The following is a 20,811-nucleotide window of genomic DNA, read 5'->3' as shown; positions in this document are numbered from 1 at the left end:
ATGTAAATGAATGGCACCAACAATTGTAGTTGTTATTTTATTTCACTTTTTAGTGCTAAATTGGCCTGCGGTATAATTTATTTTGTAAGTTTACAATATTATATTTTATAGCCGTTGATAACGATTGTGATTACTCGAGGCTAAAAGTCGTAATTTACTTTTGATTATCCACGTAATAGTGACTGTTTGCGAAACTTACTGTGTCATATACCTTTTTAATAATAATCGGTGCTTTCTGTGTTTCTGTTCAACGTGTTGTTTTGAATGGGTTAATTGTTTTTGTTGGTGTTGTGGTATCAGGGTGTCACTGGTTGGTTTGTAGGTGTTTGGTTAACTGAGTGTTGTGTGTGGAGTGGTAATAATTAAAAAGGTCATTAAAATATTTAACCCACAATAATAATACGCTCAGCCTTCAATAATAAAAATGAATGTGTAGTTTACACATCAAAGTTAGCAAGACCCGAATTACTATACACATGCTGTTTTATATGGCGATAACTGGGTCTGAATACACGGAGTATATTTTAATGACGTCCCTATTTTTATCGGTGATACCAATTGTGATTCTTATTTGGATGATGACAAAGAAGAATGGCGTACCGTCTCATATTGCTTTGCCTATTACGGCAGCAATGGTCGGTGCACTGCAATTGTTTTACTTTGGCACTGATATAACCTTAATCAATGCCAATATTATTGCTGGTATGTTATCTGCAATCACGCCGATTTCAATTGTTGCTGGTGCTATTCTTTTGAATCGAATGATATACCTGTCAGGTGCTGAGGACGTTATTCGTCGCTGGCTGGAAGGTATTAGCCGTAACCAGGTTGCGCAACTGATGATCATTGGCTGGGCATTTGCTTTTATGATTGAGGGGGCATCCGGCTTTGGTACCCCGGCAGCCATCGCGGCACCTATATTGGTGGGCCTTGGCTTCAACCCGTTGAAAGTCGCCATGCTGGCATTGGTAATGAACTCTGTGCCGGTATCTTTTGGTGCGGTAGGCACACCAACGTGGTTTGGTTTCTCTAACCTTGGGCTCGATGACGCTGCCTTGCTAGAAACGGGTAAGATCACAGCGCTTATTCATCTTATCGCTGCCTTTATTATCCCTCCAATGGCATTGCGTTTTATCGTGAGCTGGGATGAAATTCGCCGTAATTACCTGTTTGTTCTTATAAGTACTTTATCTTGTACGGTGCCTTATTTCTTGCTGGCGCAATGGAACTATGAGTTTCCTGCCTTGGTGGGTGGCGCCATCGGCCTGGTGCTGTCCGTGATTACGGCGCGAAGTGGTTTTGGTTTGGTCGCAATTCAACCATCCGAGGATAATAAGGCGTCTGCTCCCGTTGCGGCGCGTGATGTGTTCAAAGCAATGACGCCGACTATTTTGTTGATTGTGATTTTGATTGTTACCCGAATCAAGCAGTTTGGCATTAAGGGGATGTTAACGGACAGTACAGAGATGCTCAGTGTGTCATTTGGTCCGCTGGGGGATTTTAGTATCAGCCAGGCGTTGATATTTAAACTCAGCCACATTTTAGGTACCGATGTGTCTTGGGCGTATAAAACACTGTATGTGCCCGCGCTTATTCCGTTCCTATTGGTGGTTCTGATCTCAATCCCGCTGTTTAAGCTACCTGCCGGCGTGGTTAAGCAGATGTTTGCTGAAACAGGAAACCGTATCAAGATGCCTTTCATTGCGCTGGTTGGTGCCTTAATTATGGTTAAGCTGATGATGACGGGCGGTGAAAACTCACCCATTATGACAACGGGCCAGGCGTTTTCCGATCTGATGGGAACCAGTTGGCAGTATGTTGCGGCTTACCTGGGGGCGCTTGGCGCTTTCTTCTCGGGATCGGCGACAGTCTCTAACCTTACGTTTGGAGCAATTCAGCAGACCATCGCCATCAACGTCGGGCTACCGCAGACAACAATCTTAGCGCTGCAATCAGTTGGCGGCGCTATGGGGAACATGGTCTGTATCAATAATATTATTGCGGTGTCGACTATTCTCGGTATTGCCAATAAAGAAGGCTTTATTATCAAGCGAACGGTTGTACCTATGGTGGTTTACGGCGTGGGTGCAGCGATAATGAGCACCCTGATTTAGCATCTCGATATCTGAAAGTGTCAATATAAGAAGAGTGTGGCCAGAGGTGGCCACACTTTTTAATGCCTAGAACTTATCTTCATGTTGTCGATAGCATTGATAAAGGTGTTCAATGAATAGCTTTATTTTTGCCGGTTGGTGGCGAGTGTAGGGGTAGATGGCAAAGATTCCGAGACACTTTGCGACTTGGTGCTGTAGCACTTCTACCAGTCTTCCTTCTCGCAGATCATCGGCGACCAACACTTTGGGCACATACACCAACCCCTGGCCAATGAGTGCGGCACGTCTTAACGCCGAGGCATTATTGGTACTGAAATTACCAGCGACTTTGACGGTAAAAGGTGATGATGTACCTTTGAACAGCCATTCGGTGGCCCCTGTTTCTTGATAGGAATAGGCAAGACAGTTGTGATCTGCCAAATCTTGATAGGTTTTTGGTTCGCTGCGACGCTCGAAGTAAGCTGGAGCACCACAGATCACCCAGTGGGCATCAGCGAGCCGGCGGGCGATAAAACTTGAATCCGGAAGCACACCGGTGCGGATGGCCAAATCATAACCTTCCTCGACAATATCGACAAAACGATTGTCCAGATCCATATGAACCGTGATTTCTGGGTACTTCTCGCTAAATTCGGCGATAGCCTGGGGCAAAATCAGCTCGCCGGAAATTGTCGGAACGGTGATACGTATAGTGCCGGAAAGGCTCTCACCGAGGCCGCTCATCGCATCTTCGGCGTTTTGTACTGAAAGGTAGACCTCGCGGGCATGGCTGAAGAAGACTTCTCCAGCCTCTGTCAGGGTAAGTTTGCGTGTCGTGCGGTATAGAAGCTGAACGCCAAGCTCTTCTTCAAGCCGAGTGATACGTTTACTGACTACGGATTTGGTTAAGCCAACCTGTTCGGCAGCTTTGCTGAAAGAGCCTTGTTCGATCAGGTGGTAGAAAATCAGGAAATCATCGGTGTTTCGCATTATTAGTGTACTTTTTGCAACAATTTCTAGGGTTGTTGAATTATAGCAATTAAATGTCAGACATTTAGTGAATGAATGAATTGAGGTGCTCGTTTTGCCCTGTTGATCACGTTAGTGATGACTGGATTAATAAGAAGTATTGCGGAAGAAAAGAAAGGCTTACCAAAGGGTAAGCCTATATTGACTTTGTGTATTACCTTTGATGATTAACCATTTACAAATTGCTGTAATGGAACACGGTCAGCCAACAAACGTTTATAGATCTGGTTACCAATTACACCACCGACAACGCCTGCGAAAGCAGCGGCAACCACTGCCATGAACAGTGTTAGCGGCTCGTTGAAGGCGATAGAGGCAAGCAGCCCTGGAATCGGTGCTGCACTGCCCGGGGCATCATTGATAATACCGAAGTAGGCGGCGATGGTACCTGCCATGGCACCACCCAGGAAGTTCGACATAAAAATAGGTACAGGGTTACGGGTTACAATATGTGCCTGGGTCAGAGGCTCCAGCATCACACTGATAGTGTTGCTGGATTTGCCAAGCTTGAGGCTGTGGAAAATATATCCGTTGGTAAACGAACCACCGACACAAGCGATGGCTGCTATCCCCATCGGCAAGCCCGTCAAACCGAGCATAGCTGTGAGTGCCATTGAACTGAGCGGTGAAGTACAGACCATTTTAATCAGCCCGCCGAGCAAGAAGCCCATGGCAAGCGGCGATAGCAGGGTGGCTTCGGTGATCATATTGGCCAGTGTGCCCATCAACATATCCAGTCCCGGGCTGATGAAGATACCAAGCAGTCTGGCCAGCGGTGCCAGGGTCAAGACTCCGACAATGACATCGACGCCTTCGGGAAGGTATTTCTTAAATAGCGGTGTTGCAAAAGAGAACAGGTAACCGGCAATGAAGCCCTCGAGGATCCCGAGGTTGGCCATAGCTAGACCCGTGACGATGGCAAAGACAGGTTGTACCCCCATTCGTAGCATGACGAGAGTAGCTGCCGCGACACCGCCCATGCCACCGACCATGTTGCCAAAATCAGCCAAATACTCGATGCCAAGCAGGTTCCCCATTACATATTTATGAATAGCTTCAACCAGAAAGGTCGCAATGGCGGCATCAGCCAGGCCACTCATAGCCGCACTGCCGTTGGGAGCCTTGAAACTGAATACTGAAAACAAACCCAATGCTGCCAGTAGCGCAGCAATACCGAGGATAATTTCCATATTATTTCCTTATCATTGTTTTTAGGGCGAACGAAAGCAGAGCTACGCCCAAAGTATTAAATTAATTGATGAATGAAGAGAGATGCTGAAATTAACCGGGATCGGGTATTGTGATTTTTAGGTGGAAGTTGAGTTTTGCCAGAGAGATGAAGTAAGCAATGCTTGACAGACTGTCAGCGTAAGTTTTACCTCAGGGGAGGAGCTGGCCTATACAAGCCGATAGTTTCTTCTTTGACAGAAAATGACTGTTCATAACGATCACCATGCCGAGACGTAGTTTAAATTAACTTTGATTCCTGTTGATTAACCTAACATAACTCTGTTGTATGATTTTTGAACTGCTTCATGTTCTGTTGTGAAATCAGGTTTATATCCTTAAGGCGAGTCACATTGTATTAAAAAAGTGTCAACGGATGCGGTTAGGCAAAGTGTCGTTATCGCTATATATAAGAGAGGATAATCTCAGTTTTGATAGGGGCGGGCAGCTTGTGAAATAACACTTGGCATCCAGACACACAATATGTTACTTTTCTGCGCAATCTCAGGGGGCCGTATTACTGAGACATATGCGTTGTGATGAATTCAGGCTGATTGTGTCACAACGTGCCGTAGGTACTGGCGAACCTTTCGTCAGTAGAAGGGCATTAATAGCGCGGACCTGCCAGCAAATAGAGCAGGAGCATATTGAAGGAACCCAACATTGAAAACTCTAACATTGAAAACCCAAATCAGCTTAGTCTTACCTAACTGCAGTATTATTACTGAACCTTGATATTTCCTATCTAAATCATTTCAGCTTTTTGCTGTAAACCTGTTACCTCATTAGCTTTTGGCTGATGGTATCTTTGTGTTTACCGGCAGGAAAAGAATACCTGACATCCTATTGACCCTCTATGTGGCTGTGTAATTTATTAACCTGATTGCATGCTATATAAGCTGAGTCGGATATTACCTCAGGTATGCTCTGCCGAACGTCATGTTTCATATGACGTGTTAATTATTGGATGACACCCATGAGTAATGTGTTTGATTTAGACGATATCAAGCTAGCCTCAAACGTACCGGTTGTACATGAATTGTACGATTTGACACCCGATGAGCTTCTGCTTAGTCAGGAGCATTATGAGTCGGAAGTGCGCTCCTATCCGAGAAGGCTGCCACTTGCTATCAAGAAAGCATCAGGCGCACTGGTGGAAGATAGCCGCGGCCAACTCTTTCTAGACTGTCTGGCTGGTGCCGGAACACTGGCTCTGGGTTACAACCACCCAGAAATCAACCAGGCAATTATTGAACAGCTAAACCAGGGGCTGCCGTACCAGACTCTGGACATGACAACCCCGGCCAAAGATAAATTCATCAAAGAAGTGATGAACTTCTTGCCGGATGATTTTGCAGCCAACGCCCGTATTCAGTTCTGTGGCCCTTCAGGTGCCGACGCTGTAGAAGCGGCGATTAAACTGGCCAAGCAAACCACTGGCCGCAACACGATGGCGGCTTTCCATGGTGCCTACCACGGTATGACTAACGGTACCATGGCATTGATGGGTAACCTGGGGACGAAAGAGCGTCGCCAGGGGCTGATGGCAGATGTCCACTTCTTGCCGTTCCCATATAGCCTGCGCTGCCCGTTCGGCCTGAAAGGCAATGAAGGTGCCAAACAAAGCATTCGTTATATCGAGCGTATGCTGAGTGATGATGAAAGTGGTGTACAGAAACCCGCGGCGATCATTGTCGAGCCTGTACAGGGCGAGGGTGGGGTGATCCCGGCTCCGGCTTTCTGGCTACAAGAGCTGCGTCGTATTACCAAAGAACATGGCATTCTACTGATCCTAGATGAAATACAGTGTGGTATCGGTAAAACCGGTCACCGTTTTGCGTTCGAAGAATCAGGCATTACCCCAGACATTCTTTGTTTGTCGAAAGCTGTCGGTGGCGGACTGCCGATGTCTGTACTGCTATTTGATAAGTCGATTGATACCTGGCGTCCGGGTGAGCACACAGGCACATTCCGAGGCAACCAGTTGGCGATGGCGACCGGTGCCAAGGCGCTGGAGATTATTCGTCGTGATCACCTGGTAGAGCATGCCGAGAAAGCTGGCCAATACCTGCGAGAGGGCTTGGAGCGCATTGCCGGATATACCGATTGTATCGCTGAAGTACGCGGCAAAGGTTTGATGCTGGGTGTTGAGATTGTTAAGCCAAACAATCAGAAGAACAAGTTCGGTGAGCCTGAAGCCGATCCGGAAATGACGGCAAACATCCAGCGCGCTGCGTTGGAGCGTGGTCTGATCATCGAAAAAGGCGGGCGTCAAGGTGCTGTGCTGCGTTTTCTGCCACCGTTGATTATTAGCTACGAGCAAATTGATTTTGCACTTGATGCGTTGAGCAAGGCCATTCTTGCTACAGCTGGGCCGGCAACAATTTCAGAAGCCAATGCTGAGTCGGAGCAGGAGCAGTGGCGTTCGTACTTCATCCACACTGGTGAAGGCGGTGCCGATGAACTTGAAACGGCGTTAAACCAGACCACACAAGTTCTGAAACAAGTTTTCGAAGCCGCTGATGCACCGTATTCCGGGTTGGAGCCGCTGGTACTGAAAAACCTGATCAACAATATCGAGTTGGATGATCAGCAGTTGCCGCTGGAGACAGTCATTGAGCAGACAGGTGAACTGATCGCCAAGAACTCGATCATGGTCCAGCATCCAAGCTGCATTGCGCATCTGCATACACCGCCTTTATTGCCAGCAGTTGCTGCCGAGGCATTTATTAGCTCATTGAACCAGTCAATGGACTCATGGGATCAGGCAAGTTCTGCAACTTATGTGGAGCAGAAGGTTGTTGATTGGCTCTGTGGTGTTTATGAGCTTGGCGAACAGGCCGATGGTGTGTTCACCAGTGGCGGTACTCAGAGCAATCTGATGGGCTTGTTGCTGGCACGTGACTGGGCGGCAGATACGATTTCTGGCCATAACATCCAAAAAGAAGGTTTGCCGGATTATGCGGGCAAACTGCGTATCCTATGTTCTAAGAAGTCTCACTTTACAGTACAGAAATCCGCATCGCTGCTTGGACTGGGTGAGCATGCTGTGGAGTGTGTCGATACCAATCCAGATGGCACAATCAAGCTGGCCTCGCTGGTGACGACCATTGAGTCGATGAAAAGCGAAGGCTTGATGCCGTTTGCCCTTGTGGGTACAGCAGGGACGACCGATCACGGTGCGATTGATGATTTGGCCGGTCTGGCGGATGTTGCCCAGCAGCACAACCTGTGGCTGCATGTCGATGGTGCCTACGGTGGCGCGTTGATCCTGAGCCGTCATAAGACGCGCTTGCACGGTATAGAGCTCGCAGACTCGCTCAGTGTGGACTTCCATAAGTTGTTCTATCAGCCAATCAGCTGCGGTGCGGTATTGCTGAAAGACAAAGAGCACTTTAAATACCTGCTGCACCATGCTGATTACCTGAATCGTGAAGATGATCTGCTGCCAAATCTGGTCGACAAGTCGATTGCTACCACCAAGCGCTTTGATGCACTGAAAGTGCTGATGACGATGCAGTGTGTGGGCACCCAGGCGCTTGGCGCGATGTATGATCATTTGCTGGGACAGGCGCAGCAGGTTGCCGATTTGATCAATCAGTCTGCTGACTTTGAGTTGTTGGCCGATCCCGCATTGTCGACGGTATTGTTCCGCTCTCTTGGCGATCAAACAGTCGATATCGATCAGTTTAACAAGCAGCTCCGTATTGAAGCTCTGGTGAAAGGTGTTGCCGTATTGGGCGAAACGGTAGTAGAAGGCAAAGTGGCACTTAAGTTCACGATTCTCAACCCGTGTCTGACGATGGCTGATTTCGAAACCTTACTTAACGATATTAATGACCTGGCCCGTACGCTGGTTGATTAATTGATTTACTGACAATAGGTGCTGCTGCGCACTGGCTGGAAACAGTTGTGGCAGCACCAGCGTTCTATAACGTATTGATTATTAACGGAAGAAAATAACGATGGCTATTCTACAAATTGGTGCTGGTGGTGTTGGCTGGGTAATTGCGCATAAAGCAGCTCAAAACAACGACGTTCTTGGTGATATTACGATTGCATCCCGTACTGTTTCTAAGTGCGAAAAAATCATTGCATCGATCCAGAAGAAGAACAACCTGAAAGATCCATCAAAGAAGCTGGAAGCACGCGCTGTAAATGCTGATGACGTTGAAGCTCTGGTTGCTCTGATCAAGGAAGTACAGCCTGATCTGGTTATCAACGCCGGTCCTCCGTGGGTGAACATGGCAATCATGGAAGCGTGTTACCAGGCCAAGGTGTCTTACCTGGATACATCTGTAGCGGTTGACCTGTGCTCTGAAGGCCAGCAGGTTCCACAGGCATATGATTGGCAGTGGGGCTACCGCGAGAAATTCAAAGAAGCGGGTATCACAGGTATTCTTGGTGCCGGTTTCGATCCGGGCGTAGTAAGCGTATTTGCCGCTTATGCGGTTAAACACCTGTTTGATGAAATCGACACTATCGATGTGATGGATGTTAACGCCGGTGACCACGGTAAGAAGTTCGCAACTAACTTCGATCCAGAAACAAACATGTTGGAAATCCAGGGCGACTCTTTCTACTGGGAAGATGGTGAGTGGAAGCAGGTACCATGTCACACCCGTATGATGGAGTTTGACTTCCCGGAAGTAGGCAGCCACAAAGTTTACTCAATGGCGCACGATGAAGTTCGCTCAATGAAGGAATTCATTCCTGCCAAGCGTATCGAGTTCTGGATGGGCTTTGGTGACAAATATCTGAACTACTTCAACTGCATGCGTGACATCGGCCTGCTAAGCCCGGATCCTGTAACGCTACAAGACGGTACTGTGGTTGAGCCGCTGAAAGTACTGAAGGCTATTCTGCCAGATCCAACGTCTCTGGCACCGGGCTACACCGGCAAGACCTGTATCGGTACTTGGGTTCAGGGTAAGAAAGACGGCAAAGCGCGTAGCGTGTTCATCTACAACAATGCCGATCACGAAGTGGCTTACGAAGATGTTGAGCACCAGGCGATTTCTTACACCACCGGTGTTCCGGCTATTTCTGCTGCGCTTCAGTACTTCCGCGGTACTTGGGCAGAAGCTGGCGTGTTCAACATGGAACAGCTAGACCCGGATCCGTTCCTGGAAACAATGCCGGGTATCGGTCTGGACTGGCATGTGCAGGAGCTGGAAGTAAGCCAGCCTTTGATCAACATCCTGAAGTAACAACTTAACTCCCTCCCGGCCTCCCCCTTGAAAAGGGGGAGGAGTACTAAAGAGTAACTATGATCATTGCTTTTAGTGCTCTTGGTTCCCTCTCCTTTTCAAGGGGAGGGTTAGGGTGGGGTTAGAGTGACAAATTAGTATTGATAAAGCTGGTATTCCGATACCAGCTTTATTTAGTTTACGGATCTGCAATACACGGACCGAACAATGAACAAGACTGATCTACAAACCCCTTTCTTCATGATTGATGAAGAAAAGCTGATTGCCAATCTGGAGAAGGCCAAGTTGCTGAAAGAGCTGTCTGGCGTGAAGCTGGTATTGGCTCTGAAGTGTTTCTCGACCTGGGGTGTATTCGACATCATCAAGCCTTATTTGGACGGTACGACCAGCAGTGGTCCGTATGAAGTGAAGCTGGGCTATGAAACCTTTGGTGGCGAGACACACGCATACAGCGTTGGCTACAGCGAAGATGACGTCAAAGAAGTGGCTGATATCTGCGACAAGATGATTTTTAACTCGCAAAGCCAGCTGGCGGCTTACCGTCATCTTGTTGAAGGCAAGGCGTCGTTAGGGCTTCGTTTGAACCCGGGCGTGAGCTATGCCGGTCAGGATTTGGCGAACCCGGCGCGTAAGTTCTCGCGCTTGGGCGTTCAGGCAGACAATATTGACCCGTCAGTGTTTGAAACGCTGGACGGTGTGATGTTTCACATGAACTGTGAGAACAAAGATGTTGATGCCTTTATCACCTTGCTTGACGCCATTTCTGAGCAGTTCGGCTCGTATCTGAATAAGCTAGACTGGGTGAGCCTGGGCGGTGGAGTGTTCTTTACCTGGCCGGGTTACCAGCTTGAAAAGCTGGCTGCGGCATTGAAGGCTTTCTCTGAAAAGCACGGTGTTCAGCTGTATTTGGAGCCGGGTGAGGCTATCATCACCAAGACGACGGATTTGGTCGTTACTGTGGTTGATATCGTTGAAAACGAAGTCAAGACCGCGATTGTAGACAGTGCGACGGAAGCGCATCGTCTTGATACCTTAATTTACGATGAGCCAGCCTCTATCGCAGAAGCAAGCGAGAGCGGTGATTATCAGTATGTGATTGGTAGCTGTTCGTGTCTGGCGGGCGATCAGTTCTGTGTGACTCAGTTTGAGCAGCCTCTGGAGATTGGTCAGCGCCTCCATATTATGGACAGCGCAGGCTATACCATGGTGAAGTTGAATTGGTTTAACGGTTTGAAGATGCCGTCGGTATACTGCCAGCGTCAGAATGGGGACATCGAAATACTGAACGAGTTTGGCTACGACGACTTTAAGCGCTCGCTGTCACAATGGAGTGTCAGCTAGTTCAGTTCCGTTTTTGAATCATAAAGGCCGCATTGCGGCCTTTATTGTTTTAAGCTGTGCGTCTTCAGTGCAAACAGGCTGTGTTGTGTTATTGATCAGTTTTTGCATGGTTTATCGCTGCTTTTGTTGCTTTTTGAGCAGTTGAAAGAAAATCGACATTTTTTCATTGACTCATTATTTAAAATCAGTAAATTACACCACGTACCGCAGCGGGGAGACTTGTTAAGCGGTAAGTCGAAAGACTGCTTTTATATGTAACACGAAGGCGCGTTGGCAGAGTGGCTATGCAGCGGATTGCAAATCCGTGGACCTCGGTTCGACTCCGGGACGCGCCTCCATTTGTGACACTAGCTCAGCTGGTAGAGCGCAACCTTGCCAAGGTTGAGGTCACGCCTAGTTCCTCGAAGATCAGGAACCTCGTGTGTCGCTCCAATTTAAAATTCATTGCCTCTATGGTGATGAATGCAGTGAAACATGTAGGTCAAGCTGGTAGAGCACAATCTTGCCAAGGTTGTGGTCACGCCTAGCTCCTCGAAGATCGGGAACCTCGTGTGTCGCTCCAAATTTTGCGATATTGATGTAGTCAGTATCAAAGATGGTGTCTAACCGCTTTTTTTATAAAGCACATTGGTTAGGAGCATCGCAATCAAGAATTGCGTGCCCTGGTGGTGGAATTGGTAGACACAAGGGATTTAAAATCCCTCGACGTTCGCGTTGTGCCGGTTCAAGTCCGGCCCGGGGCACCATCTAAATATAAGGCGCGTTGGCAGAGTGGCTATGCAGCGGATTGCAAATCCGTGGACCTCGGTTCGACTCCGGGACGCGCCTCCATATTTATGGCTAAGCCATACAAATCAAACCAGCCTAGTGCTGGTTTTTTTGTGTTTAGAATTCAGTGGCACTACGCTCTGAAATTTACCTTCCATTTTATCTCTTGTTCTTCGTGTTATTTTCCTGTGCTTACCTGTATGAAATATCAATGACCAAGGCTTATATGATGCTTGTCACGAATTATGGGTTAAATTTTGTTGAGCATTCCATTGCTTTATCATATTCAGAAACGGGAGTAGTTGTGTAGTGATGGGCGGAGTAGACTGAGCCTCTTAATAAATATATAGACTAGATTAACAATGTTCAGAATATGTTATAAGTGTTTGGTAAGTGCTGTTTTATGTTTTATTCCGGTTGTCAGTTTTGCCGGAGTTAAGATTGACTGGGAGACTGTCGAGAATAGAAACCTAGAAGTAATTATTGAGCGACACAAAGTTCAGGATTTTGTTTTTAGAGAGCTGTTGCCCTCCGATGCGAAGAAGTTTCCTACCGAACTTGAACAATTACACTCGGAAGATTGGGCGGTAGTGACAACAAATGTTAAGACCGGCTTTGAGGGGAATGATAAAGCTATTCCTATATGGATTAATTTTATCAGTCAGGAACATCGTATTTCAGACGATACCTCTGAAATTCTTATACCAAGTATTAAGTCGCATGCTAAGGACTATTCTGGTATTAGCATGAAAGGTGAGATAAGTAATCAAGGTAAGACAGTTTTTCATACTGTAAGTCCTGATGAAGTGTCTACAGAGACCAAAGAATCTCTGAAACTGGTATTTGCAAAGCTGATGAATATGCAGCCTAGAATAAGTTTGGATTTAGAATATGGTAAGCCTTATGTGGTAAAAAATGCGTTGGATGAGGATTTTTTCGGTGTGATGGGAATGCGCGGTGAGTTGGTGACCACTTACACTTTAAATGGAACTAAAGATGGCATTGCTCAGATCAGTTATGTCAGTGATATTCAGATAGATCTTACAATTACTTCAGAACAGAGTGAATTAGGTACAGATATTTCTCCTAAGGCAACTACTAAGGGGGAAATTTTCTATGATATACAAAACAGGCTGGTACGAGTTCATAAGATGACAACTTTAAGTGAAGGTGTGATCCCTTATGCTTCTGCAAAAGTTGATATGAAACTGATCCAAACGGATATTATCCGAAATAAGCTACTGCAATGAGTGTGTTGACTTATTCCTTGGAGGGGCTGGCTGCTTTTTTGCTTTTGGAATGTGGACTTACATCTCCATACACAGCAACTGGCTATTCATACACACCCGTACTTAACGACTGAATGAAAATGGCATACTTGTCATAAATCCTTCGAAGAAGAAGTATGTTGTGAATAAAGTTATTGCTGGCTCCTTGGCCATAGTTGTTGCCGCTATTTCAGGCTGTAAATCAAGCTCTGTATATCAACCTAATACTCATCGTGAGCTATCGGCTCAAACTCTGGCACTTGGAATAAACTATGTGCCTGAAGAGCTCTCTGAAACCTATAGCAGCCGACTTGGCTTTAATCGCTATACCAAGGTGACAGCGCCAAACGGTAAGGCTATTCATATCATTGCGCAGGATAAGCTTTCCGATAATCAGATTATCAGGGCGCGTTCGGTGCTCGAACACTACTTGATGCCATATCCCGGTGCAGAGTACGGCGCAGATAAAACAGCCGTAGCCAATAGGATGGCAGAGAACAAGGCGATATTACTGCTGCTAAATGGCAGTGATGATGGCACTAATCGTGCGGTTGAACTTGACGGACAACCGTTATATCAGGATGAAATTCAAGTTGAGGGGCATCAATGGTACATAGAGCAAGACTATGACCACCGAGATGCGACGTACGAAGAAATACTCCACTTGGTTCATGATACCGGTATTGGTGTTGATCAGTACGAGAGCTTTATAGGTGTTTTACCTGCTTATCAGGCGGCAATACGCAATGCTCAAGTATCAGCGCTTGCTGGTGGAATTTGGGGGATTGGTTCAGAGAGCCATGACTGGATTGAAGAGCTGAGGAATGAAAATAGCCTGTCACAGGAATATTTAGCTTCTGTTGTCGATTCCTATTATGGTCTGTGGGGCGCATGGACGGAAAGTAAGACTCATGGTATGTGGGGCGTGTATATTGCTAAAACGCGCGATGAGATTATGTCAGAGGACAAATTGGGTACGCAGTTAATGCGCAACAAATTCTTTCATCCATACCTCACTTATAATGCCAGAATCGATGACAGTTTCAGCGGTGATTTTAGTTTGCATTTTGACCCGAAGAAACCCTATACCCATCATTCTCAGTACCTGAAAGATATTACCTTGACGGGAAACAACGATGTTAATGTGATTGTGAATCAATTGGATAATAACATCACGGGTAATAATGGGAAGAATACGGTTATTTTTTCTGGGGACTTCTCTCAATATCATATATCGAGTAATCAGGACGGTAAGGTAATGGTTTCCGATCTGATTGACGGTCGGGATGGGGTAAATACCCTTAGCAATGTCGAGCAGGCTGAATTTAAAGATAAGATTGTGTCTCTGTAATGCGAATCTCTTTTGATTTCTATCTTCATGGCCATGGAGATAAGTACATACGGCTACTATTAACGATATGTTCGGCTAACACCATGTAATGCCATGGAGCGCATTTCACGTGGTGGAAGTAGCCAGTGTGGTTAAGAGTGATGGAGAAATAAAATGAGAAAGACACATCTTATTCTAGCGGCCATGGCCATGACGTTTTCGTCAGTCTCTCTGGCAGATCTCAGAATTTCGAGTATGTCGCATGGCGCTTGGGTAACAGTGACCGAACAAGGTCAGCCAGCTGCGAACGCAACTGTGTCACTGGTGAATGTGCCCCAGGTACGACAAACGTTCCAGACTGACGAAAATGGACGGGTTTTTCTTCCTATCTCGATCAACAACTCAAGATCAATCAAGTTTAAGGCCGTAACTGAAGAAGGAAATGTGTATAGCCGTTTCGCCTTCCACAGTGACAAAAGACAATAATCCTTTACTTCATATCTAACGGTTCTAGTGCTGGCTAAAGTTTAAGCTAGCACTGGCACTCACCATAATACCAAGCCTGATATTCTCTAAACTTTAGTACCATTTATAGTGGGCTAAGTGATGATTTTGACTAATTGACCCGTTTGATTGATATGACACTCTATACTGACAGTCAGTTGACTTTTACTTGCCAGGGAAGAGTGATTGCTATGAAAACCATTATCACGTCAAGGTCGCGCATTAATAACTTGTTTAAACCGTGGTTTCAGCGAGTACGTTATCACTCACATCAACAGAAAGTCATCTTTATTTTTGGCTGCCAGCGATCGGGGACGACGTTGTTAACCCATGTGTTTGATCAGCTCCCATACTCTTGTGTTTTTGGTGAATATAGCCCTCTTAGTAGCAAGGATCCTGAACGATTACGCCTGAACCAACTTGATAATGTCAGGGCAATAATAGACTCTTCACCCGCTCCGCTTATTGTTTGTAAACCCTTGGTTGAGAGCCAGCGCGCATTAGAGATCATGGAATATTTTGAAGATGCGCACGCAATATGGCTTTATCGAGATTATAGAGATGTTGCGTGTTCTAATTTGAAGAAATTTGGCCCCGATGAAGGCGCTAGAGATAATATCAGGCCTGTCTGTGATCCAGATTACGCTGTAAGTTCGTCAAGAACCTGGTTGTCAGAGAATGTATCAACAGAGTCTCAAAAGTTAATAGAGCAATATTACCATCCTGAAATGAACCCTGCCGATGCTGCCACACTTTTTTGGTACCTTCGAAACGAGCATTATTTTTCCCAGAAACTGAATACTCACAATAGGGTCCACCTGCTTAACTACGATCAGTTTGTTAATCAACCTTCTGACATGTTGGAGAGTTTGTTTCGACAAATGAATCTTCCTTTCACGCTCCCAGATTACATCTACCGTGACATACATACTGAGTCGGTTCGAAAAGGAAACACCTTGGAGTTATCTCCGAAGGTCTCAAGCCTAGCTGATGGGATGATCGAGAAGCTATTGGTAGATACCCAAAACGCTTGCTGACTTAGTTAACATACCTAATTTGCAGCCTTCAGTGTGGTCAAGAACACTTGACCACTATTTTCTGAAAGTTCCACCTTATATTTTCGATTTTCTTTACGTTACTAAACTGATTATATATATGTCTGAGGTGAATAGTTTAAAGGTAATTAAATCATTGGCTTATGTTGACGTATAATCAAATGTAATAATTATGATAGAAATTATCAAATTTTAATAACCCCTACCAATGTATAGAGTTACTAATAACAAGCGCTCAGTGGTGATTATCAATAGATTAACATTTCATCTGATTAATCTATGAAAGCCTAAATTATATATGAGGATATTAAAATGAATAGTGTTAATGATTATATGAACAAGCTATATCAAATAGTCGATAATAGGGATGCCGATAGCTTAGCAAATTTTCTGGATGAAGATGTTTGTTTTAAATTTTCCAATGCAGAGCAAGTGACAGGGAAAATGGCTGTTCTTGATATTAATCGTCATTTTTTCCACTCTATTGAAAAAATGTCTCATACGCTCGAAGGAGTCTGGCAACAGGGTACTGAGAGTATCTGCAATGGGACAGTCGATTATATCAGGAAAGATGGTAGCCACTATTCTGCTCGGTTTGCCACTATTCTTACAATTAAGGATGGGTTAATAACCAAATATCGTATTTATGCAGATGTGTCTGGACTTTGATTAGTCATAAAACTGGATGCCAACTTCGCTTTCCAGTCAAATACATGCTGGATAAAAGCTTTAACTCTTGCTGGTTGCTTATCTTTATCTCTATACATGAGAAAGACATCAATCGCTTCGCCTGTCCATTCGGGTAGCACAGGTACTAAAGCGTGGCCTTGCTGCTGTGCATCGTGAACATAATAAGGAGGCATCCAGGCGATCCCAAGTCCTTGTTGGGCCGCGTCTCTTATCAGCAGTACATCGTTGGACTGAAAGGGAGAGTTAACGTTTACAGAGAAACTATCACCGCTGTGCTGGTGATACATTTGCCAGACCTTCGAAGGGCTGATAGATAACAACCGATGCTTTGATAGCTCCGACGGGTGAGTAAGCGGAGGGTGCTGCTCCAGGTAAAGGGTAGAGGCACAAAGTGCGAATGGGATTTGCCACAGCTTTCGCGCAATCCAGTCGGGTTCAATAGGATCCCCTACACGAAAAGTGACATCGACTTGCTCCGAGATCAGGTCGATTTTTTCGTTTTGCACTTGCAGGTCAATCTGGATGGCCGGGTGCTTGAAGGCAAAGTCATATATGCACTGTTTGAGCCACACTTGAGTCATGTTGATAGGTGCTGAGATCTTGATTTGGCCTGTGAGTTCTTCGCGGTCAAGCTCAATCAGATCTTTCACGTTATTGAGACCGGTAATGAAGGGCTGACTGAGTTGGAAGTAGCGCTCGCCGTCGGTGGTTAAAGCAAAATGGTGGGCGCTGCGATCGATCAGGCGACAGTTGAGTTGCTCTTCAAGCTTTTTAATTCTCCGGCTCAGCGTAGCCAGAGGCATTCCAATCTTCGCTGCAGCCTGCGTCAGGCTCTGATATTGGGCTGTAAGTACAAAGAGGTGTAAATCATCCAGGGAGTGGCCTCTCATAATTGATAGCTACACTCTTGTTATTGGCTATTAATAATCAATTATGCAATCTATATCCTGCCATGACAATGTAAATCCATTCGGTAGGTAATTCTATGAGACATACAACTAAAATCTGGCTTGGGGTGCTATTTGCCATTTTCTTTTGGGGGAGCAATTTCAATGCTATTCAGGGGCTTAGCCCATCAATGACGCCTATTGTCGCGGCAACTATTCGCTTTGGAGTTGCATGTGCTTGCTTGCTGCTTCTTAGGTTATCGCGACGCACTCCGGAATCTAGCCTTAGCCGACGTGACAAAATCTATTTATTGCTACTGGCTTTTATTGGTGTGCTGGTGCAAAACTGTGCAATCTTTATCAGCTTGGATCATACCTCTGCGGTGAATGCCTCTATCATTATTGCCAATATGCCATTGGCCGGTTTGTTATTGTCTGCATTGATTTTGAACACGCAAACTACGCGATATCACCTTATAGGGGCTGCGGTTAGCCTTGTCGGTGTTTTATTGGTGCTTACCAAGGGGAATTGGCAGCAACTAACACTTCAATCCGGGGATGTTCTGGCTTTGTTAGCTTTGGTCAGTGGCTGTTTGTATACGGTATTGGCGAAGAAGTGGGTATCGCATATTCCGTTGAGCCAATTTTTGCGCTGGACACTGGGAGCTGGGTTTATCCAAATGGCGTTAATTGCTTGTTGGTTAGAGCACCCGCTTGTTGCCATCCAGTCGATGACTCAAAGCGATATGATGATAATTCTATATATGGGGATATGCGGCACGCTGGTGGCTTATTATTTCTGGATGCAGGGTACGCAGGTGATCGGGCCACGAAAAGTGACCTCGATGTTTAATCTAATCCCTGTTTTTACGCTTGTGATCAGTATGGCATTGGGAACAATGCCATATCTTACTCAATTGGTTGGGATTGTGCTGGTAACAGCTGGTGTAGTGATAGCAAATAGCAACGATCGTATTAAGTCGTTTGTTCAAACTAAGATGAATCTCTCCAGTGCCGTGACAAGAGAGTTATAGCCGTTACGAGCACACGCACTCAAACACTTCTCGCAGGTTTTGGTTCCAGCGAGTAACAAACTTCTCCTGGATGTGATCTCTCAGCCACTGCAGGCCTGCATCTTCGTCCTGGCGTTTGTGCCACCACATCGACACAGAACCGCGCGGGATTTCAACCGGACTGTGAGTGACTGATAGCTTGCCGCTGGCAACGTGTTTATAGGTTGCGGCGGCAGGCAGGATTGCGACGAGATCGCTATCGATGAGAAGCGGTGCGGCCGAGGCAAAATGGTTAACCGTAACAGCAACGCGGCGTGTCATGCCTAGCTGATGAAGAGCTCTGTCCGTAGCGCCATAACTGTCACCGGATAATGACACCAGCAGATGGTCGGCACTGGCAAATTCTTCAATGGTTAAATCCGGTTTAGCCAGCGGATGGTCTTTACGCATGGCGCAGACATGACAGATATCGAGAAGGTGGGTCGAGCGGATACTTTCCGGCACGGGAATCGTTTCTCCCATCACCAGATCGACTTCCGCATCATCCAGTACTTGCTGGGCATTGGTAATGGTATAGGGCACAGCATGCAGGTTAATGCCCGGTGCATGGGCTTCAAAATAACGGCGTAAGTCGAGCCATACGGTATCTACAACAATATCACTGACAGCAATCCTAAATGTGCGTTTGGCTGTTTGAGGATCAAACACATCAGGCTCAATGGCTTGATTGAGATTGTGCAAAGGATCGCGGATTTGGTCCCAGAGATTCTTGGCATACGTTGTCGGCTGGATGTTACGGCCGTCTTTGACAAACAAATCATCCTTCCATGCTGCCCGCATTCTGGCGACAGCATTAGAGATCGCTGGCTGGGTCATTGATAATCGCTCGGCAGTACGAGTGATCGATTTCTCGGTCATGATGGCATCAAAAATCACCAGCAGGTTCAGTTCTTGTGGGCGCATACTGTCGTTCTGTTTATCAATTGAGGTGCGATACATCATAGTATTTTATGTATTTAATGGCTAGTCCTGCTCAATACATCACAATAAGTTATACGTGTGATAAAGATTTAAAATTATTTGTGATGTATTAATCGACATAGAATGCCTCCAAAGAACGACATTCCATGGAGAAAAAAATGAAAACCCAACAAGGACTACGCAATCTGGTTCTCGCCACAGTCGCTGCCAGCGTGCTGATGGCCTGCCAACCACAGCGCGAAGAACAGGCCGGGATGAATCAGCCGCCTGCACCGCAAATTACGGTAGCGCAAGTGATCAGTGAAAGGGTTACCGAATGGGATGAGTTCACTGGTCGCCTTCAGGCTCCGCAGACCGTAGAGCTGAGACCAAGAGTATCTGGCTATGTTGAGCAGGTTGTCTTCGAGGAAGGGGCACTGGTCAAAGCTGGCGATGTCTTGTTCATGATTGATGCCAAGCCGCTTGAAGCGCAGGTTAACCGTTTGAAAGCCGATCTGATTGATGCAGAAAGCCAGGCGCTACTTGCTCAGCGCCAGCTTACTCGCGGTAAGAAGCTGATTAAGAAGAATGCGATTTCTCAGGAAGAGTTAGATAACCGTGCGGCAAGTTTCCAGCAAGCTAATGCCAGAGTACAGTCTCGCAAGGCGGCGCTGGATCAGGCAAAACTGGATCTTGAGTATACAAAAGTTAAAGCACCGATTTCCGGCCGAGTGTCTAGTGCACTGATCACCAAAGGTAACTATGTTACGGCAGGGCAGAGCCTGCTAACAACGCTGGTCTCGACGGATACGATTTATGCCTACTTTGATGCCGATGAGCAGACGTACCTGAAGTACAAGCGTTTGGCGCGTGAAGGTAGCCGCCTTGATTCCCATGACAACAAATCACCGGTCATGATGGGATTGGCTGATAATAAAGGTTTCCCTTACTCCGGCCATATCGATTTCATGGATAACCAAATCAACGAGCAGACCGGTACTATTCGTGGCCGCGCCGTGTTTGAAAATACTGATGGTCGATTTACGCCAGGCCTGTTTGCACGGATCAAAGTGGCAGGCAGTGCCAGCTATCAGGGCGTTTTAATCGATGACAAAGCTGTTGGTACCGATCTAAACACCAAATTCGTGTTGGTATTGGATCAGGATAACAAGGTTCAGTATCGCCCGGTTAAGTTGGGTAAAAAACACAACGGCTTACGATTGGTCAGCGATGGCCTGCAGCCTGGCGATACGATTGTGCTGAAAGGGCTGCAACGTGTTCGTCCGGGAGCCGCTGTGAACCCAACTCCGGCAGCAATGGCCAGCGAAGAGGCATTGGCACAGATAAAACGCCAGCAACAACGGGTTGATGAGCTACAGGCAGAAGTCACGATAGCCAGCAGTGATCCGCTTGCAGGTAAGCGCGGCTAAGGAACA

At 46.3% G+C, this 20,811-nt stretch carries 15 protein-coding genes and 4 tRNA genes; 15 read left to right on the top strand and 4 right to left on the bottom strand.

The genetic code is table 11. The annotated features are described in order from the left end of the window. The first annotated feature begins 527 nt into the window (after nt 1-527). Complete coding sequence (locus L4D19_RS27435; RefSeq protein ID WP_428455037.1) at nt 528-2,114, top strand: L-lactate permease; 1,587 nt, start codon at nt 528-530, stop codon at nt 2,112-2,114. A gap of 66 nt (nt 2,115-2,180) precedes the next feature. On the opposite strand, the gene L4D19_RS27430 is transcribed toward L4D19_RS27435, so the two are convergent. After that, nucleotides 2,181-3,083 carry a LysR family transcriptional regulator gene (locus tag L4D19_RS27430; RefSeq protein WP_428455036.1) on the bottom strand — a complete coding sequence of 301 codons (903 nt, stop codon included), beginning with the start codon at nt 3,081-3,083 and terminating at the stop codon, nt 2,181-2,183. A gap of 206 nt (nt 3,084-3,289) precedes the next feature. Further along, nucleotides 3,290-4,312, bottom strand: a complete 1,023-nt coding sequence (locus L4D19_RS27425; RefSeq protein WP_239412098.1) for a PTS sugar transporter subunit IIC — start codon at nt 4,310-4,312, stop codon at nt 3,290-3,292. Nucleotides 4,313-5,325: 1,013 nt separating this feature from the next. On the opposite strand from L4D19_RS27425, the gene L4D19_RS27420 reads away from it, so the two are divergent. The 12 genes from L4D19_RS27420 to L4D19_RS27365 all read left to right on the top strand — a co-directional run bounded on the left by L4D19_RS27420 (nt 5,326) and on the right by L4D19_RS27365 (nt 16,494). Next, nucleotides 5,326-8,214: a pyridoxal phosphate-dependent class III aminotransferase gene (locus tag L4D19_RS27420; protein ID WP_428455035.1), complete on the top strand. Its 2,889-nt coding sequence runs from the start codon at nt 5,326-5,328 to the stop codon at nt 8,212-8,214. Nucleotides 8,215-8,314: 100 nt separating this feature from the next. Next, the gene (locus L4D19_RS27415; RefSeq protein WP_428455034.1) at nt 8,315-9,559 is read left to right on the top strand and encodes a carboxynorspermidine synthase; all 1,245 of its coding nucleotides are present in this window, start codon (nt 8,315-8,317) and stop codon (nt 9,557-9,559) included. Nucleotides 9,560-9,766: 207 nt separating this feature from the next. Next, entirely contained in the window at nt 9,767-10,900 is a 1,134-nt protein-coding gene (gene nspC / locus L4D19_RS27410; RefSeq protein ID WP_428455033.1) for a carboxynorspermidine decarboxylase, read from the top strand. Nucleotides 10,901-11,164: 264 nt separating this feature from the next. Continuing rightward, nucleotides 11,165-11,238: transfer RNA gene (locus tag L4D19_RS27405), tRNA-Cys, on the top strand. 3 nt (nt 11,239-11,241) lie between these two features. Further along, nucleotides 11,242-11,332: transfer RNA gene (locus tag L4D19_RS27400), tRNA-Gly, on the top strand. Nucleotides 11,333-11,559: 227 nt separating this feature from the next. After that, nucleotides 11,560-11,646, top strand: a tRNA-Leu gene (locus L4D19_RS27395). Nucleotides 11,647-11,657: 11 nt separating this feature from the next. Then, nucleotides 11,658-11,731 (top strand) — tRNA-Cys (locus L4D19_RS27390). A 323-nt stretch (nt 11,732-12,054) separates the two neighbouring features. Beyond that, nucleotides 12,055-12,918, top strand: coding sequence for a hypothetical protein (locus tag L4D19_RS27385; protein WP_428455032.1), 864 nt, complete (start codon nt 12,055-12,057; stop codon nt 12,916-12,918). A gap of 160 nt (nt 12,919-13,078) precedes the next feature. Continuing rightward, the gene (locus L4D19_RS27380; RefSeq protein WP_428455031.1) at nt 13,079-14,287 is read left to right on the top strand and encodes a hypothetical protein; all 1,209 of its coding nucleotides are present in this window, start codon (nt 13,079-13,081) and stop codon (nt 14,285-14,287) included. Between the two features lie 153 nt (nt 14,288-14,440). Next, nucleotides 14,441-14,752 (top strand): hypothetical protein, encoded by a 312-nt coding sequence (locus tag L4D19_RS27375; protein WP_428455030.1) that lies wholly within the window; start codon nt 14,441-14,443, stop codon nt 14,750-14,752. A 209-nt stretch (nt 14,753-14,961) separates the two neighbouring features. After that, nucleotides 14,962-15,807, top strand: coding sequence for a sulfotransferase family protein (locus tag L4D19_RS27370; protein WP_428455029.1), 846 nt, complete (start codon nt 14,962-14,964; stop codon nt 15,805-15,807). A gap of 330 nt (nt 15,808-16,137) precedes the next feature. Further along, entirely contained in the window at nt 16,138-16,494 is a 357-nt protein-coding gene (locus tag L4D19_RS27365) for a nuclear transport factor 2 family protein (RefSeq protein ID WP_428455028.1), read from the top strand. Here the strand turns inward: L4D19_RS27365 and L4D19_RS27360 are convergent. Next, entirely contained in the window at nt 16,470-17,405 is a 936-nt protein-coding gene (locus tag L4D19_RS27360; protein ID WP_428455027.1) for a LysR family transcriptional regulator, read from the bottom strand. The genes L4D19_RS27365 and L4D19_RS27360 overlap by 25 nt on opposite strands. Nucleotides 17,406-17,500: 95 nt before the next feature. Between L4D19_RS27360 and L4D19_RS27355 the strand changes: the two genes are divergently transcribed. Continuing rightward, a complete protein-coding gene (locus L4D19_RS27355) occupies nt 17,501-18,436 on the top strand; it encodes a DMT family transporter (RefSeq protein ID WP_428455026.1) in 936 nt (311 codons plus the stop codon). A 3-nt stretch (nt 18,437-18,439) separates the two neighbouring features. On the opposite strand, the gene L4D19_RS27350 is transcribed toward L4D19_RS27355, so the two are convergent. Further along, the gene (locus L4D19_RS27350) at nt 18,440-19,378 is read right to left on the bottom strand and encodes a LysR family transcriptional regulator (RefSeq protein WP_160648327.1); all 939 of its coding nucleotides are present in this window, start codon (nt 19,376-19,378) and stop codon (nt 18,440-18,442) included. 176 nt (nt 19,379-19,554) lie between these two features. Here L4D19_RS27350 and L4D19_RS27345 point away from each other — a divergent pair, with 176 nt between their 5' ends. Beyond that, nucleotides 19,555-20,805 carry an efflux RND transporter periplasmic adaptor subunit gene (locus tag L4D19_RS27345; protein ID WP_428455025.1) on the top strand — a complete coding sequence of 417 codons (1,251 nt, stop codon included), beginning with the start codon at nt 19,555-19,557 and terminating at the stop codon, nt 20,803-20,805. The last annotated feature ends 6 nt before the right edge of the window (nt 20,806-20,811 follow it).

The sequence above is a fragment of the Photobacterium kasasachensis genome (assembly GCF_050336885.1).
Taxonomy (GTDB): domain Bacteria; phylum Pseudomonadota; class Gammaproteobacteria; order Enterobacterales; family Vibrionaceae; genus Photobacterium; species Photobacterium kasasachensis.
The sequence above is the reverse complement of the archived record's forward strand: the minus strand, read 5'-3'. Positions and strand labels throughout refer to the sequence as shown.

What these genes read in the sequence shown, in the direction of transcription:
- L4D19_RS27435 (WP_428455037.1), top strand. Translation starts at nt 528, where the DNA reads ATGACGTCCCTATTTTTATCGGTGATACCAATTGTGATTCTTATTTGG.
- L4D19_RS27430 (WP_428455036.1), bottom strand. Translation starts at nt 3,083, where the DNA reads ATGCGAAACACCGATGATTTCCTGATTTTCTACCACCTGATCGAACAA.
- L4D19_RS27425 (WP_239412098.1), bottom strand. Translation starts at nt 4,312, where the DNA reads ATGGAAATTATCCTCGGTATTGCTGCGCTACTGGCAGCATTGGGTTTG.
- L4D19_RS27420 (WP_428455035.1), top strand. Translation starts at nt 5,326, where the DNA reads ATGAGTAATGTGTTTGATTTAGACGATATCAAGCTAGCCTCAAACGTA.
- L4D19_RS27415 (WP_428455034.1), top strand. Translation starts at nt 8,315, where the DNA reads ATGGCTATTCTACAAATTGGTGCTGGTGGTGTTGGCTGGGTAATTGCG.
- nspC (WP_428455033.1), top strand. Translation starts at nt 9,767, where the DNA reads ATGAACAAGACTGATCTACAAACCCCTTTCTTCATGATTGATGAAGAA.
- L4D19_RS27375 (WP_428455030.1), top strand. Translation starts at nt 14,441, where the DNA reads ATGAGAAAGACACATCTTATTCTAGCGGCCATGGCCATGACGTTTTCG.
- L4D19_RS27370 (WP_428455029.1), top strand. Translation starts at nt 14,962, where the DNA reads ATGAAAACCATTATCACGTCAAGGTCGCGCATTAATAACTTGTTTAAA.
- L4D19_RS27365 (WP_428455028.1), top strand. Translation starts at nt 16,138, where the DNA reads ATGAATAGTGTTAATGATTATATGAACAAGCTATATCAAATAGTCGAT.
- L4D19_RS27360 (WP_428455027.1), bottom strand. Translation starts at nt 17,405, where the DNA reads ATGAGAGGCCACTCCCTGGATGATTTACACCTCTTTGTACTTACAGCC.
- L4D19_RS27355 (WP_428455026.1), top strand. Translation starts at nt 17,501, where the DNA reads ATGAGACATACAACTAAAATCTGGCTTGGGGTGCTATTTGCCATTTTC.
- L4D19_RS27350 (WP_160648327.1), bottom strand. Translation starts at nt 19,378, where the DNA reads ATGCGCCCACAAGAACTGAACCTGCTGGTGATTTTTGATGCCATCATG.
- L4D19_RS27345 (WP_428455025.1), top strand. Translation starts at nt 19,555, where the DNA reads ATGAAAACCCAACAAGGACTACGCAATCTGGTTCTCGCCACAGTCGCT.